This is a genomic window from Janthinobacterium sp. SUN073 (assembly GCF_030397665.1).
Classification (GTDB): Bacteria; Pseudomonadota; Gammaproteobacteria; order Burkholderiales; family Burkholderiaceae_D; genus Janthinobacterium.
Genome location: NZ_JAPUBT010000004.1, coordinates 379,183 through 393,329, shown reverse-complemented (window position 1 = coordinate 393,329; position 14,147 = coordinate 379,183). Strand labels below are relative to the sequence as shown.

General features: G+C 63.6%; 17 protein-coding genes. 12 read left to right on the top strand and 5 right to left on the bottom strand.

Going from position 1 to position 14,147, the window contains the following annotated elements; genetic code table 11:
- Positions 1 to 56: 56 nt before the first annotated feature.
- From O0882_RS14660 to O0882_RS14645, 4 genes are all read left to right on the top strand, one after another.
- Positions 57 to 1,328, top strand: coding sequence for a YncE family protein (locus O0882_RS14660; RefSeq protein ID WP_289949063.1), 1,272 nt, complete (start codon positions 57 to 59; stop codon positions 1,326 to 1,328).
- A gap of 141 nt (positions 1,329 to 1,469) precedes the next feature.
- Entirely contained in the window at positions 1,470 to 1,841 is a 372-nt protein-coding gene (locus tag O0882_RS14655) for a VOC family protein (protein WP_289949061.1), read from the top strand.
- Positions 1,842 to 1,868: 27 nt separating this feature from the next.
- Entirely contained in the window at positions 1,869 to 2,204 is a 336-nt protein-coding gene (locus tag O0882_RS14650; RefSeq protein ID WP_289949059.1) for a hypothetical protein, read from the top strand.
- Positions 2,205 to 2,478: 274 nt separating this feature from the next.
- A complete protein-coding gene (locus O0882_RS14645) occupies positions 2,479 to 3,117 on the top strand; it encodes a phasin family protein (protein WP_289949058.1) in 639 nt (212 codons plus the stop codon).
- Positions 3,118 to 3,233: 116 nt separating this feature from the next.
- On the opposite strand, the gene O0882_RS14640 is transcribed toward O0882_RS14645, so the two are convergent.
- Positions 3,234 to 4,193 carry an alpha/beta hydrolase gene (locus O0882_RS14640; protein WP_289949057.1) on the bottom strand — a complete coding sequence of 320 codons (960 nt, stop codon included), beginning with the start codon at positions 4,191 to 4,193 and terminating at the stop codon, positions 3,234 to 3,236.
- A gap of 85 nt (positions 4,194 to 4,278) precedes the next feature.
- Positions 4,279 to 5,184 (bottom strand): LysR family transcriptional regulator ArgP, encoded by a 906-nt coding sequence (locus O0882_RS14635; RefSeq protein ID WP_289949055.1) that lies wholly within the window; start codon positions 5,182 to 5,184, stop codon positions 4,279 to 4,281.
- Positions 5,185 to 5,388: 204 nt separating this feature from the next.
- Between O0882_RS14635 and O0882_RS14630 the strand changes: the two genes are divergently transcribed.
- Entirely contained in the window at positions 5,389 to 5,994 is a 606-nt protein-coding gene (locus O0882_RS14630; RefSeq protein ID WP_289949054.1) for a LysE/ArgO family amino acid transporter, read from the top strand.
- Here O0882_RS14630 and O0882_RS14625 read toward each other — a convergent pair whose 3' ends face one another.
- The gene (locus O0882_RS14625) at positions 5,995 to 7,425 is read right to left on the bottom strand and encodes a coniferyl aldehyde dehydrogenase (RefSeq protein ID WP_289949053.1); all 1,431 of its coding nucleotides are present in this window, start codon (positions 7,423 to 7,425) and stop codon (positions 5,995 to 5,997) included.
- 130 nt (positions 7,426 to 7,555) lie between these two features.
- On the opposite strand from O0882_RS14625, the gene trxC reads away from it, so the two are divergent.
- The 5 genes from trxC to O0882_RS14600 all read left to right on the top strand — a co-directional run bounded on the left by trxC (position 7,556) and on the right by O0882_RS14600 (position 10,360).
- Positions 7,556 to 8,008 (top strand): thioredoxin TrxC, encoded by a 453-nt coding sequence (gene trxC, locus O0882_RS14620; protein WP_289949052.1) that lies wholly within the window; start codon positions 7,556 to 7,558, stop codon positions 8,006 to 8,008.
- Between the two features lie 70 nt (positions 8,009 to 8,078).
- Positions 8,079 to 8,600 (top strand): MarR family transcriptional regulator, encoded by a 522-nt coding sequence (locus O0882_RS14615; protein ID WP_289949213.1) that lies wholly within the window; start codon positions 8,079 to 8,081, stop codon positions 8,598 to 8,600.
- Complete coding sequence (locus O0882_RS14610; protein WP_289949051.1) at positions 8,597 to 9,343, top strand: HEAT repeat domain-containing protein; 747 nt, start codon at positions 8,597 to 8,599, stop codon at positions 9,341 to 9,343. Before O0882_RS14615 ends, O0882_RS14610 begins: the two co-directional genes overlap by 4 nt.
- Positions 9,344 to 9,360: 17 nt before the next feature.
- Positions 9,361 to 9,696: a DUF6616 family protein gene (locus O0882_RS14605; RefSeq protein ID WP_289949049.1), complete on the top strand. Its 336-nt coding sequence runs from the start codon at positions 9,361 to 9,363 to the stop codon at positions 9,694 to 9,696.
- A gap of 61 nt (positions 9,697 to 9,757) precedes the next feature.
- Complete coding sequence (locus O0882_RS14600; RefSeq protein ID WP_289949047.1) at positions 9,758 to 10,360, top strand: DUF1287 domain-containing protein; 603 nt, start codon at positions 9,758 to 9,760, stop codon at positions 10,358 to 10,360.
- Here the strand turns inward: O0882_RS14600 and O0882_RS14595 are convergent.
- Positions 10,317 to 11,801: a PLP-dependent aminotransferase family protein gene (locus O0882_RS14595; RefSeq protein WP_289949045.1), complete on the bottom strand. Its 1,485-nt coding sequence runs from the start codon at positions 11,799 to 11,801 to the stop codon at positions 10,317 to 10,319. The genes O0882_RS14600 and O0882_RS14595 overlap by 44 nt on opposite strands.
- A 103-nt stretch (positions 11,802 to 11,904) precedes the next feature.
- Here O0882_RS14595 and O0882_RS14590 point away from each other — a divergent pair, with 103 nt between their 5' ends.
- Both O0882_RS14590 and O0882_RS14585 read left to right on the top strand, forming a co-directional pair.
- A complete protein-coding gene (locus O0882_RS14590) occupies positions 11,905 to 12,345 on the top strand; it encodes a carboxymuconolactone decarboxylase family protein (protein WP_289949043.1) in 441 nt (146 codons plus the stop codon).
- An 80-nt stretch (positions 12,346 to 12,425) separates the two neighbouring features.
- Positions 12,426 to 12,722: a hypothetical protein gene (locus O0882_RS14585; protein ID WP_289949041.1), complete on the top strand. Its 297-nt coding sequence runs from the start codon at positions 12,426 to 12,428 to the stop codon at positions 12,720 to 12,722.
- 104 nt (positions 12,723 to 12,826) lie between these two features.
- Here the strand turns inward: O0882_RS14585 and O0882_RS14580 are convergent, their stop codons facing one another.
- Positions 12,827 to 14,020 (bottom strand): multidrug effflux MFS transporter, encoded by a 1,194-nt coding sequence (locus tag O0882_RS14580; protein WP_289949039.1) that lies wholly within the window; start codon positions 14,018 to 14,020, stop codon positions 12,827 to 12,829.
- Positions 14,021 to 14,147: the final 127 nt, after the last annotated feature.

The window sequence follows — 14,147 nt, the reverse complement described above, 5'->3', positions numbered from 1 at the left end:
TCTCCGCTGGTAGTGCTGAACTTCCGGCTTTTTGCAACGAAACGACGCGAAATCACATGAAAACATCTCAACGACGCACCATCGTCACCTTATCCGCCCTGGCTGCCGCACTGGCCGGCCTGGGCTTGGCCAGCCAGGTCATCGGCGCCAGCACGCCAACTCCTGCCGCTGCCGCGCCGGCTGCCGCCTATTCACCGCTGCCGGGTATGCCGCCGCTGGTGGACCCGAAAAACGTGTACGGCAGCATCGGCAGCAGCAATATGAGTCCCGTCGTCAAGGATCACTTGCGCAGAGTCTACGTGCCCAACCTGCGCTCGAACGATGTGTATGTGATCGACCAGGACAGCCTGAAAGTGGTCGACAAGTTCAAGGTCGGCAGCGGCCCGCAGCACGTGGTGCCGTCGTGGGACTTGCGCACGCTGTGGGTGGCGAACAATGCCGAGCGCACGGACAAGGGCAGTCTGACGCCGGTCGACCCCTTGACGGGCAAGCCGGGCAAGGAAGTGCCCGTCGATGATCCCTACAATATGTATTTCACGCCGGATGGCAAGTCGGCCATCATCGTGGCCGAAGCGCGCCACCGCCTCGATTTCCGCGATCCGAAGACCATGGCGGTGCAGTATTCGATCGACACGCCCCAGTGCGGCGGCATCAACCATGCGGATTTCTCGAATGACGGCCGCTACGCCATGTTCACCTGCGAGTTCGACGGCACCATCGCCAAGATCGACCTGGTGGGCCGCAAGGTCGACGGCTACCTGAAATTGCAGATGCCGGCCAAGCGCTTTGCCGAGTCCGGTCCCGTGGGCGGCCCGGCGAATGAAATCTGCAGCGTCAAGAAGGGCATGCCGCAAGACATACGCATCTCGCCGGACGGCAAGAAATTCTTTATCGCCGACATGGACGCCGACGGCGTGCACATCGTCGATGGCGCCACTCTGAAGGAAATCGGCTTCATCCAGACGGGCGTGGGCGCGCATGGCCTGTACCCGAGCCGTGACGGCAAGAAACTGTACGTGGCCAACCGCGGCACGCACCGCATCCACGGCAAGCGCAATGGCAAGGGCAGCGTCAGCGTAATCGATTTCGCCACCGAAAAAGTGGTGGCGAACTGGCCGATTCCCGGCGGCGGCAGCCCCGACATGGGCAATGTGAGCGCCGATGGCAAGTATCTGTGGCTGTCCGGCCGTTTCGACGATGTGGTGTACCGCATCGATACGAACAGTGGCGACGTGTCCAAGGTGAAAGTCGGCCAGGAACCGCACGGCCTGACCGTGTGGCCGCAGCCGGGCCGCTATTCGCTCGGCCATACGGGCAACCTGCGCTAAGCGAGGCAGGTGCAAGGTAATGGCGATGGGGTAACTGTGCGTGCAAGATCCGTCCGCACAGGACCTGCCGCCTTGCTTGCTTAAAAGGCAATGTTGGCGCATACTGGATTACCTGTCCCCTTACCTGCGAGGAGCACCATCATGATTCTTGATCACATCGGTTTGAATGTCAGCGATGCCCAGGCCAGCAAGGCCTTCTTTTCGGCCGCCCTGGCGCCCCTGGGCGTGTCGGTGGTGATGGAAGAGCAGGGTTGGGTTGGCCTGGGCAAGGATGGCAAGCCCGATTTCTGGTTTGGGGTGGGCGGCACGCCGCATGCCGGCATGCATCTCGCCTTCGCGGCGGACAACCGCGCCCAGGTGGACGCGTTTTACCAGGCTGCACTGGCAGCGGGCGGCAAGGATAACGGCGCCCCCGGCATCCGCGCCATCTATCACCCGAATTACTACGGCGCCTTCGTGCTGGGGCCGGACGGTCACAATGTCGAAGCCGTCTGTCACCATCCCGAACCCTGACACCGTTCATTACCAGAAGAGAGCAGCATGAAGCACAGCGCCACCCTGTTTGCCGACGATGCGGGCCGCTATGCCTACGTGAAAGCGGGATTTTCCTGGCCGGCCCTGTTGCTGGGCTCGTTCTGGGCCGTGGCCAAGCGCCGCTGGTGGCTATTGTTGCTGATGCTGGCGATGGATGTCTGCCTGTGGTTTGGCAGCCATCTGGCCACCGAAATGCACATCGGTCCGATGATGCTGCTGATGGCCGCCGCGGAGCTCAGTTACCTGCTGGCACGTGGCTGGTATGGCAACCGCTGGCTGGAAGCCTCGCTGCGCAGCCGTGGCTACAAGCCCGTCGTGCCGGGCACCGGCACCGCGCGTTGAGCGTGCCGGGCACAGATTTTCCTTCCTGTCACTGACGTTTGCCAAGGGCAAGCTGTCCAGCCAAAACTTTCTGCGCAGCTTAGCGCACCTTTGATCCAGATCATGCCTCACCTGCGGTGCTCACGTAGCCTTGGGACTCGCGTTGCAAAGCATCTTCCCACCAATTGGATATGTTTTTTCGCGTTTCGTGGCGTAGCCCGGTCGTCTGCTTCACCCTTCGACAACCGGTGGTGTCGCCTTGTATTTACCCAACCGCTATTTAATGAGGAACTCCATGTATCCATATTCCCGTAGTGTTACCCCTGCCGTCAAAAACCACCTGGAAGCGCAACTGGCTTTTTTCAATGGTCTGTCGAAGTCCTTGTTCCAGTCGGTGCAGCACTTCAGTGACCTGAACATGCAACTGGCGCAAGGCTTGCTGGAAGAAACCACTGTCACCAGCCAGAACCTGCTGACGGTCGAGCGTGCAGAAGATGTGTTTCAGGTGGCTGCGGCAGCGGGCCAGCCAGCTGCAGAGCAATTGCGCAAGTATCAGCAACAGCTGTCGCGTCTGGCCGCCGATACCCAGGTCGAACTGGCCAATGTGGCTGAGCAGCATGTGAATGAAACGAGCCGTACGGCCAAGGCGCTGGCCGAAGAAGTGGCCCGCACGGCTTCGGAAGAAACGCAGAAAAACGTGCGCAAGCAGCAGGAAGCCATGCAGCGCGTCGCAGAACCGTTCCAGGCTTACCATCAAAATGGCGCCAACCGCGATCAGCAGCGCGGCGCGCAAAGCCGTGACGGTCAAAGCCTGCAAAGCGCTGGCCAGCAGGGTAGCCAGCAGTCGGCCGGCAGCGAAAGCTCCGCCAGCGGCAGCGCCTCGCAAGCGGGCTCCGCACAAAGCAAAACCAGCAGCTCCAGCCGTAAAGAGTAAGCGGGCTGCCACCGGTAGCTGAATGCCAGCTGAATTCGCATCGCGAGGGCCGAGCCTTGAGATGTTCTTAGCTGGCGCAGCATCGTGCGTAGTGGTTCGGGCAGAGCGCCCGTCCTTCAGAGGGCGGGCGTTTTGTCGTGGGTGTGCACGACGGCAGCCTGCGTGCCCGCGCCCATCTTACGTGTCAGCATGGTATCCACATTGCTGTTGGCGTCGATAAAGGCGCTCACGGCGTCCAGCGTGGGGGCCAGCATGCGCAGGGGGCTGGCCAGCGAGGCGACCAGGGTGGTATGGCTGACCTTGTCGAAATACGTTTCCGTCACGGGCCGGTGCATTGCCCGCAAGGCGGTGGCCAGGCCACCCGTATTGCGCTGCGGATTGACCAGCTTGTCTTGTCCGGGCAAGGGGGCGATCAGCAGGGCGGGCGGGGCCTCGGCAGTCACGTGGTGGATGGGCTGCGAAGCGGCGGGCGTGTCCGGGTAAAAGAAGACGGGCCGGGTGGTGGTGTTTTCGATCGGCAAGAAATCATACGGACCGGCCAAGCCTATCCAGCCGCGCAAGTCGTGCGGGTGCATGCCGTGGCGCGCCAGCAGGCTGGCGTCGAGCGCCACCATCGCCGCATTGTAGGCGCCCGCGCTATGGCCCATCACGAACAGGCGCGCGGGGTCGCCGCCATGGCGGCTCGATTCCATCGCGGCCCAGGCCACGGCGCGGGCGGCATCCTGCAAAATTTCCGGGTAGTGCACCTCCGGATACAGCCGGTAGTCGGCGATCACGGCCAGGTAGCCGCGCGCAGCGAGCGCGTGGCCAACGAAGGCATAGTCGGCGCGCTCGCCCGCCGTCCAGTTGCCGCCATAAAAGAACACCACCACGGGTACGGGCCCCGTGCGGATTTTTGGGGCGTAGACATCGAGTTTTTGCCGTGGCAGGGGGCCGTAGGCCAGGCCCCGCGTCACTTGCGAGGCACTGCCGGACGACAGGGCATTGATGGCGCTCAAGGGGGCGCAGGCGATCAGGCCGGCGGCCACGGGCAGCGTCGCCAGCAAGCCCAGCAGAGTGGTGCGCACGATCGTCATGCCGTCCCCTGATTGTCATGAAGGATGTTTGCAGTGTAGGCCAAGCGGCGCGCGGCAGGCACAAGTTGTTGCGGTAGCATAGAAATTATTCGGGAATTATGTTGTCTTGTAGCAGCCATTTGCGCGCCGTGGCGATGACGGCGTCCGACAGGGTGCGCGTGAGCGGCGTCTGGATATCCCAGGCATGCCAGGTCAGGGGCACGTCGAGCGCCTGTCCGGCCGCCACGTCGACCAGCCTGCCTGCGGCCAGCGCCGTTTCCGCCTGCAGCAAAGGCACCATGCCATAGGCATAGCCCGCTTCGATGAAGCGCACGAAGTCGCGCGCCGAACCGAGCACATGGTGTGGATAGCGGCCCGTGTAGCCGAGCCGGTGCTGCAGATAGCGCTCGTGCAGGGCATCCTTGCTGCCAAACGTGATGGCCGGTGCCTGGCTGACGGCTTCCACCGTAAAACCATGGGGAAACCATTGCAGCGCGAACGCGGGCGACGCCACGCACAGGTAGCGCATGCCGCCCAGCGGCGTGGCCGTAGTGCCGGCCACCAGGTCGTTGGCGCTGGTGACGCAGGCAAACACGCGGCCTTCGCGCAGCTGGCTCAGGGTGTGGTCCTGGTCGTCGAGGCGGATATCGAGCAGGCAGGACGGCGGCGAGAGTAGTGGCCCCAGTGCTTCCGGGATCCAGGTGGCGGCGCTGTCGGCGTTGACGGCGATGGCCAGTTCCGGCAATTGCGTGGTCGGGCCGGGCTGGGCGTCGAGCGCCGCTTCCAGCAGCTTGACTTGCCGGTAATGGGCGATCAGGCGCTGGCCCGCTTCCGTGGGCAGGGGCGGGTGGCTGCGGATGATCAACAAAGTGCCTTCCAGGTTTTCCAGGGTGCGGATGCGCTGCGATACGGCCGGCTGGCTGATCGCCAGCGCCTGCGCGGCCTTTTCAAAGCTGCCCAGGCCAATCACGGCGTCGAGGGCGGCCAATCCACGGTAATCGACGACGCGCATAAGATTCTCTTATATATGGTTAGAATCATTCATTATACTTATATTTACTTTTTCTTTACACTGTTGAAATAGGGTAACAACTCCACTCTCCCGCGCGGTCCTCCTGGTTCCGCACCACCCTCCACCTACCTCTGATGACTTTGCCGTTGCCGGCAGAGCGTGGGCGGCCGTGCGCGTGATGGAAAGCAATAGAAAGGAATCGATATGGACAGCGCAATTTTCTTGAAAGGCATGGGGCTCGGAGCGAGCCTGATCGTGGCCATCGGCACGCAGAATGCATTCTTGCTCAAGCAGGGGCTGAAGCGCCATTACGTGCTCACCTGCATACTCGTCTGTTTGCTGTGCGACGCCATCCTGATCACGGCCGGCGTGGCCGGCATGGGCACCTTCATTGCCGACAATCCTGATTTCTTGTTGTGGGCCAAGGCTGGTGGCGCCACCTTCCTGATCGCCTACGGCTTGCGCGCGGCCAAGTCGGCCTGGCGTCCAACGGCCATGACGGTATCGGCGGCCAAGTCGCCTGAAGGCTACTGGGCCGTGATCGGCGCGGCGCTGGCGTTCAGCCTGCTGAACCCGCACGCTTTCCTCGATACGGTCATCTTGCTCGGCTCGATCGGCGGCCAGCATGAAGGTGTGGGACGCTTCTACTTCGCCGGCGGCGCCATCATGGCTTCGGCCCTGTGGTTCTTCCTGCTGGGCTTTGGCGCCCGCTACCTGGCGCCCGTGTTTGCCAAGCCCATGGCCTGGCGCGTGCTCGACGGCATTATCGCCCTCGTCATGTGGGCCATCGCCGCCTCGCTGTTCCTGTAATCAGCGGGTCAGGAAGTTCAATACGCGGCTGGCCAGCTTGCCATACGGCGGCCACAGCAGTGTCAAAGCGCTGTAGCGCGCCTGATAGAACACGGGGCGCAGCTTGCTGAAGGTGTGAAAGCCTTCCACGCCGTGGTAGTGGCCCATGCCGGACTCGCCCACGCCGCCGAAGGGCAGATCGTGCTGGCCCACGTGGAACAGCGCGTCGTTGACGGACACGCCGCCCGACATCACCGTGTCGATCAGCCGCTGTACGGTAGCTGCTTGGTTGCTGAACGGATAGATGGCCAGCGGACGCGGCCCCGCGTTGATGCTGTCGATCACCGTGTGCAGATCTGTATAGCCGCGCAGCGGCAGGATGGGGCCGAAGATTTCGCGCGTCAGCAGCAGGCTGTCCGCGGGGGCGTCGAGCACGATGTGCGGCGCGATCTTGCGCGTGGCGCGGTCCCAGGCCGGACCTGGCAACAGGGAAATCACTTGCGCGCCCCGTTCCTGTGCTTCGTCCAGCGCCTGCAGCAGGCGCTCAAAGGCGGCCTCGTCAATGATGGACGTATAGTCGGGCGTATCGAGCCGCGGGTAGCGCGTGGGCATGATCTGGCGCGCGTGCTCGACGAAGGCGGCGATGCTGGCTTCGGGCAGCCAGGCGTGGTCGACGCTGGTGCAGATTTGCCCCGCGTTCAGGTATTTGACGAACAGGATGCGTTCGGCTGCCGTGCGCAGGGGAAAGTCTGCGCAGACGATGGCCGGCGCCTTGCCGCCCAGCTCCAGGGTCACGGGGCACAGATTGCGCGCGGCCGCCGCCATGACGGCGCGGCCCGTCTGGCCGGAACCCGTAAACAGCAGGTGGTCGAACGGCAGTTGCGAAAACGCCATGCCCACGCCACCCGTCTCGTCGAAAAACTGCAGCTTTTCCGGTGGAAAGTAGGCGGGCATGGTGTCGATCAATAGCCGCGCCAGGTGGCGCGAATTCTCGCTCATCTTGACCATGGCGCGGTTGCCGGCGGCGAAGATGTAGGTCAAAGGCACCAGGCTCAGGTTCACGGGGAAATTCCACGGCACGATGACGCCCACCACGCCCAGCGGCTGCGGCAGTACGCGGTTGCGCGCGCCTGGAAAATTGCGCCAGTCCACGCTGCGGCGCTGCGGCTTCATCCATTTTTTCAACTGTTTCAGTACGTGATCGATCCCGTCGATGGCGGGAAAGATCTCCGCCAGCAAGGTTTCGTGCCGCGAGCGGTTGCCATAATCGGCGCTGATCGCGTCGCATAGCGCGTCTGTATGCTCGCGGATGAAGCGCTGCAAGGTTTGCAGGTCGCGTTTGCGCTCGGCGAACGTGGGTACGGGGTGGGCCAGGCAGGCGGCACGCTGCACGGCCAGGGCGGCAGCCAGCTCGGCGGTCTTCAGCTCCATGTTGTTTGCGACATCAGGCATTGTTCTCCTTGGCTGGCCGGGCAATGTGCGCGCCGTTCCAGCGCACTATAGCGGACTATGCGGATGAGCGCCGCCGCACGATACGCCGTAAAATGTCCGGCAACTGTACGCTACCCTTTCCAGGAATGCCATGACCCCGACCACGCCAGACTCCCTGCACATCGTGTGCCCCCATTGCGACGCCGTCAACCGCTTGCCGGCCGCGCGCCTGATTGAACAGCCCACTTGCGGCAAGTGCCAGAAAGATTTGTTTACGGGCCAGCCCGTGGACCTGGCCAGCGCCCGTTTCCTCAAGCATATCGAACGCAGCGACATTCCCGTGCTGGTGGATTTCTGGGCGCCCTGGTGCGGCCCGTGCCGCAGCATGGCGCCATTCTATGTGCAAGCCGCCAAGACACTGGAGCCGGCGTTCCGCGTCGTCAAGGTCAATACGGAAGCGTCGCCGGATCTGGGCAGCCGTTTCAATATTCGCAGCATTCCCACCCTGGCCCTGTTTCGCAAGGGGGTGGAAGTGGCGCGCCAGCCGGGCGCCATCGACGCCAACGCCATCGTTGCGTGGGCCAGGGACAAAGCCCGTTTTTGAAGCGCCAGGAAAACCATTACGGTTTTCCATTTGACATTTAGTATGGCGCCATATTATATTGCGCCATATGATAAAACTCGAACAGAAATACACGGCCTTGCTGGGTGACGTGCAGCGCCGCGCCAGCGGTCTCGACATGACGCAGTCCACGGTGCGCTTGCGCCTGTGCTTTGAAGTGCTGGGCCTGGCGTCCGCCATCGATGGCGATTGCGCCACGCGCCTGGGCCGGCATGGCTTGTCGGAGGGGAAATTTGTGCTGCTGTCCCTGCTGCGCGACGTGCCTGACGGACTCTCGCCGCACGAACTGGCCGAGCGGGCCGGCGTGACGCGCGGCACCATCACGGGTTTGCTCGACGGCCTGGAGCGCGATGGTTTCCTGGCGCGCCACGCGGACCAGGTCGACCGGCGCAAGCTGCTGGTGCGCCTGAGCACCAAGGGAGAAGCTGCCGCCGCCACCCTGGTCGATGAGCACGCGCAATGGATCGCCAGCCTGTTTGCCGATTTCACGCCGGAAGAGATGCAATTATTGAGTGGACTGCTGGAAAAAGCCTGGCGCAAGACGGATAAAGGTGAAATGCAGGGTGCGCCATGAGCCGTGGCATCGCTGACGTGACGCCCGCGCGCCTGGCCCTGCTGAATGGGGGCAGCGTGGCCAGCGCCACCCTGACGGAAGGGCTGGCCATCGATTTCGCCCAGCTGCTGGCTGCAGCCGTACCCGACATCGGTGCCGCCCGGCTGGAGCGGATGCGCGCGCAGGCCGCCGCTGGCATCACCAAACGCATGGCCTTGGCGGCGCAATTGCTGCTCGACGCTCAAGTTGACCTGGTGCCTTTGCTGGCGCACCCATCCGACACGGTACGTGGCTGGGCCTGCTTTGTCATCGCCGCCCAAGCGGGCTGGACCTTGCCGCAGCAGCTGGCCGCCATGCGGCCGCTGGCCGACGATGGCCACTTCGGCGTGCGCGAATGGGCCTGGCTGGCGCTGCGGCCCCATCTGGCGGAGAGCCTTGACGAGGCCATTGCCTTGCTGGCGCCGTGGACGGCGGACCCGTCGGAAAGAGTGCGCCGCTTTGCCTGCGAAGCGCTGCGTCCGCGCGGCGTGTGGTGCGCGCACATTGCACAGTTAAAAGCGCAGCCGCAGCTGGCCTTGCCCTTGCTGCAGCCGTTGCGCGCCGACCCGGCCACCTACGTGCAGGATTCCGTGGCCAACTGGCTCAACGATGCTGCGAAGAGCCAGCCGGACTGGGTACGCAGCCTGTGCGCGCAATGGCTGCTGGAAAGCCCCGTTGCCGCCACACAGCGCATCTGCAAGCGGGCCCAGCGCTCGATTTCTTAACTTTTTGGAGGAAAAACATGCATTACCTGTTAGAACTGTACAGTCCGAAAGCCGCCTGGCTGGCCCTCGATGGCGCCGCACGCCTATCGTATTTCGCCACCGTGGGCGCCGGCATGGCGGCCCTGTCGGGCAGCGGCGCCGAAGCGCTGGCCATGGGCGCCATCGACGGCGGCAAGCTGCATGCGGCTGCCCAGCAATTCTATGCCGTCTGGCGCTTCCCGGACGAGGCGGCACTGGACGCCTTGCTGGCCGGTATCGCCGCCACGGGCTGGCATGATTACTTTGAGACCATCAATGCGGCGGGACCGGCCGTGGATTTCCCTGCGCACCTGGCGCAGCTGGCTGCAGCCTAGCGTCCGACGTTTTCCCTGCCGCTGCGGTACAGTTGGCATTTTCATCCGACCACCGACGTTGATGCCCATCAAACCGCTTTTCACCGTGATGCTTGCCCTGGCGCCCATGCTGGCGTCGGCAGCCCTTGCCACCCCGCAAGCCCTCGTTGCCGCCGCCCGCAAGCAGGTGGGCGTGACGGTGCAGTACGATCCGCGCTATGAACGGCTGGCCTATCCGGGCGGCGACGTGCCCATCGAGCGTGGCGTGTGCACGGACGTGGTGGTGCGCGCCTACCGCCAGCTGGGGCAGGATTTGCAGGTGCTGGTGCACGAAGACATGCGCAAGGCATGGCAGGTGTACCAGCAGCAGGGACGCTGGCAGATGAAGGGGCCGGACCGCAATATCGACCACCGCCGCGTGCCGAACCTGGGCACCTACTTTGCCCGCCACGGCACCAGCCTGCCTCCAGCCAAGGATGCCAGCGCTTACCGCGCGGGCGACATCGTCACCTGGCGTTTGCCGCGCAACCTCACGCATATCGGCATCGTCAGCGACAAGCAGTCGTGGAGCGGTGTGCCGCTGATCATCCACAACATCGGCGAGGGCGCGCGCGAGGAAAACATTTTATTCAGTTATCCGATCACGGGGCACTATCGTTGGCAACCCGGTTGGCAACTCCGCTGAGGGGCAGGGGCGCCATCTCTTGCAGGATCGCCAGCACGATGGCCAGCGCCGTGTCGATATCGAACTTGTCGATGGCGCCATAGCCGAGGAACAGGCCTTCGTGGCGGGCGGGCCCATGGTAAAAGCTGGCCAGCGCATACAGGCTGACGTCGGCCAGGCGCGTGCGGCGCAGCAATTCGGCGATATCGAGCGGCGCCTGCGCCAGCGCCGCCACGTGGAAGCCGGCGCTGGCCGGCACCAGGCGGAACCATGGCGCCAACGGGCCGTTGAACCAATGCTGCAGCCGTTCGCGCCGCCCCGCATAGATGTCGTGGCAGCGGCGGATATGGCGCAGCAAATGGCCGTCCAGGATGAACTTGGCCAGCGCATGCTGGCCCAGGCTGGCCGTATGGCAATCGCTCAGGTATTTCACCGTCTGCATGGCGGACACGAGGGCTTGCGGCAGTACCACATAGCCCAGGCGCAATTCCGGCAGCATGATCTTGGAAAAGCTGCCCACGTGTGCCACGACGCCATAGCGGTCCATGCTTTGCAGCGCATCCTCGGGCCGCCCTTCATAGCGGAAGGCGCTGTCGTAATCGTCCTCGATGATGATGGCCCCCAACTGCCGGGCACGCTCCAGCAAGGCGTGGCGGCGCGCCATGCTCATCGGCATGCCGAGTGGAAATTGATGGGCGGGTGTGACATAGATCAAGCGCGTGCCGTCGGGGATTTGCGCGACGACAAGGCCATCTTCGTCCACTTCGATGCCCACCACGCGCGCGCCCTGGCTGGCGAACACGGCGCGCGCCACCGGGTAGCCGGGTTCTTCCACGGCTACCGTGTCGCCCGGCTCCAGCAGGGTCAGCGCCAGCAGGTGCAAGGCTTGCTGCGCGCCGCTGGTGACGAGCACTTGTTCCTCGGTGCAATGGATGCCGCGACTGAAGGCGGCATGGCCGGCGATCGCCGCGCGCAAGGCGGGCAAGCCTTCCACGGGGCCATAACGGCCGCGTGCCTGGCCACCCTGGCGCAGAGCATGCAGCATGCAGGCGCGCCATTCATCTTGTGGGAAGTGTGCGGGCGTGGCGCGTCCGCCGATGAAGGCGTAGCGCGCGGGCGTTTCCTGGCTGGCGCGGCGCAAAGGCGTGGGCGTCGCTTCCCAGCGGGCGATGCGCTGCGCGCTGGCCAACGGCGTGCTGGCATGGCGGCGCTGCGGCGAGGCGTGCGGCGTCTGCACGAAGCTGCCCACACCGACTTTACCGACCAGCAGCTTTTCATAGCCGAGCCTCTCATACACGTCGGACACCGTCTTGCGCGACAGGCCCAGCTGGCTGGCCAGCAGGCGCGTGGGCGGCAATTGCTGCCCGTCCGTCAGGCGGCCTGAGCGGATGGCGGCACTGAGCTGGCGGTACAGCTGGCCGCCCAGGTCGCGCGTGCCATCGATCAGGATATGTAATTCCATGGGGTTTCTGCTGGTGGTCTGCTGCTTTTCGGGGGGATTGGCCTGCCGCGCGCGCTATTCGCGCTTCTAGAATGGTGCATCTCTCATCATCAAGGAATGCATCATGACACAGCAACGACTCGATTTTACACAAGCTTCGCCCGACGCCGTCAAGGCCATGTACGCGCTGGAAGCGGCGATTGCCAAGCTGGGCGTGGAACACTCGCTGCTAGAGCTGATCCGCCTGCGCGCTTCGCAAATCAATGGCTGCGCCTTTTGCGTGGACTTGCACACGAGCGACGCTCGCAAGGCGGGCGAAACGGAACGCCGCCTGTACGCCGTGTCCGTCTGGCGCGAAACGCCTTTCTTCACACCGCGCGAGCGGGCCGTGCTGGCCTGGACGGAAGCGCTGACCCTGCTGCCACAAAGCCAGGCACCGGATGACGTGTATGCGGCGCTGGCGCAGCAATTGACGCAGGCGGAAATGGTCAACGTCACCCTGGCCATCGGCTCCATCAATACCTGGAACCGCCTGGCCGTGGGCTTCCGCAAGATGCCCGAATAAATCCTGTGTTCGTTCGCGAACAGACGCCTGGCTGGTCCCTGGGTAGGCTGGCAGGACGATTGATCAGCCAGGGAGCAGCCATGCAAGTACATACCGGGGAAGGCGCCGAAAAGACGCCGCAGCAGGAGGAAGAAGCGCGCCGCGCATTCATCGCCGAACTGTGGCGGCGCTTTGAAACCTTGCAGGAATGGGCCGTCAGCCACTGGCCCGACCAGCAACATCCCTTGAGTTCCGCCGACTTCGTCGAGACGCGCAAGGAGATTTTGAGTTTGCGTTCGCCGGCGGGGTCGTTGAACCAGCCGTCGCAGAACAATGAAGCGGAACCGGAGCAGGGCGGGGCGCAGTATGTCGATGTGACGCCAGCCCCCTGGCCTTGAGGGAACCCTGAACGAAGGGCTGGGGTCGGACCCTCAGGGGGAGGGTATCCCAATGGGATGCACTCCGATCACGAAGTGACCGACCCCGGTCTTTGTTGCGGGGTTTATCGTTGATTCGTCGCCGTTTCCGCCGAACCACCCTGCGCAAACACCCAGCACAACAAACTCACCACCAGCCCTGCCATCACGCCATACGCCAGATTCAAGGCGCTGTCGAACAGCAGCGGCGCCACCAGGCCCGAGACCAGCGCGAACAGCAGCATCTGGATGAACGATTGCATCGACGAGGCCAGGCCGCTGTTGTTGGGGAAGTGGTTCAGCGCCATCAGGGTCATCGGCGGCATGGCGAGCGACAGCGCGAACGAGTAGAAGAACAATGGCAGCACGGCCCATGGCACTTCGGCGGCAAACACATAGTTGTAGCCGATGTTGGCGGCAGCCGCCACCAGCATCAGGATGAAGCCGGCCCAGATCATCTGGCGCTGGCTGTAGCGGTGGGCGATTTTCGCCGACAGGGCCGAACCGAACACCATGCCGCTAATTAAGGGAATGAACAGCCAGGCGAACGCCGTCTCCGGCAAATGCAGGATGTTGATGATGAAGTAGGCGGCCGAGCCGATGTACAGGGCGAAGCCACCAAAGGCGGCGCCGATGGCCGTCGACAGCAGCAGGAACTGGCGGTGGCACAGCACTTTCCAGTAATTGACGGCGATGTCGCCCAGGTGGAAGGCGTGGCGCTGCTCCTTCGGCAGGCTTTCCGGCAGCGCGCGCCAGACGACGATGAACATCAGCACGCCGAAGGCCGTGAGGAACCAGAAGATCGACCGCCAGCCCAGGCCCACCTGCAGCCAGCCGCCCAGCACTGGCGCGATGGCCGGCGCCAGCGCGAACACCATCATGATGTGCGAAAGGATTTTTTGCGCGGCGGCGCCCGAATAGCGGTCTTGCACGATGGCGCGGCCGATCACGGAACCGGCGCCCGCCGCCAGTCCTTGCAGCACGCGCCAGGCCAGCAGCCAGCCCAGCGACGGCGCCAGCGCGGCACCCACGGAAGCGATCACATACAGCACCAGCGAGACGAGAATCACGGGACGGCGGCCAAACGAATCGGACAGGGTGCCGTAAAACAGCATCATGAAGGCGAACGTGAACAGGAAAAAGCTCAGGGTCTGCTGCACCAGCAGGGGGCTGGCATTGAAATCTTGCACGATGGCGGGGAAAGACGGCAGATAGGTGTCAATTGCCAGCGGTCCGACCATCGCCAGGCCCGCCAAAATCCAGGTTAATAATTTAGTCATGTTAAAGAGTGTTTTTGTTAGTCCGTCATTTTACGCTAGTGGCAACAATCGGGTCTGGCGCCGACGCTGCTTGCCATCCATATGCGTTTTTCGCATATCAAAGCTCGCAATCCTTCGTTGGCTTTGC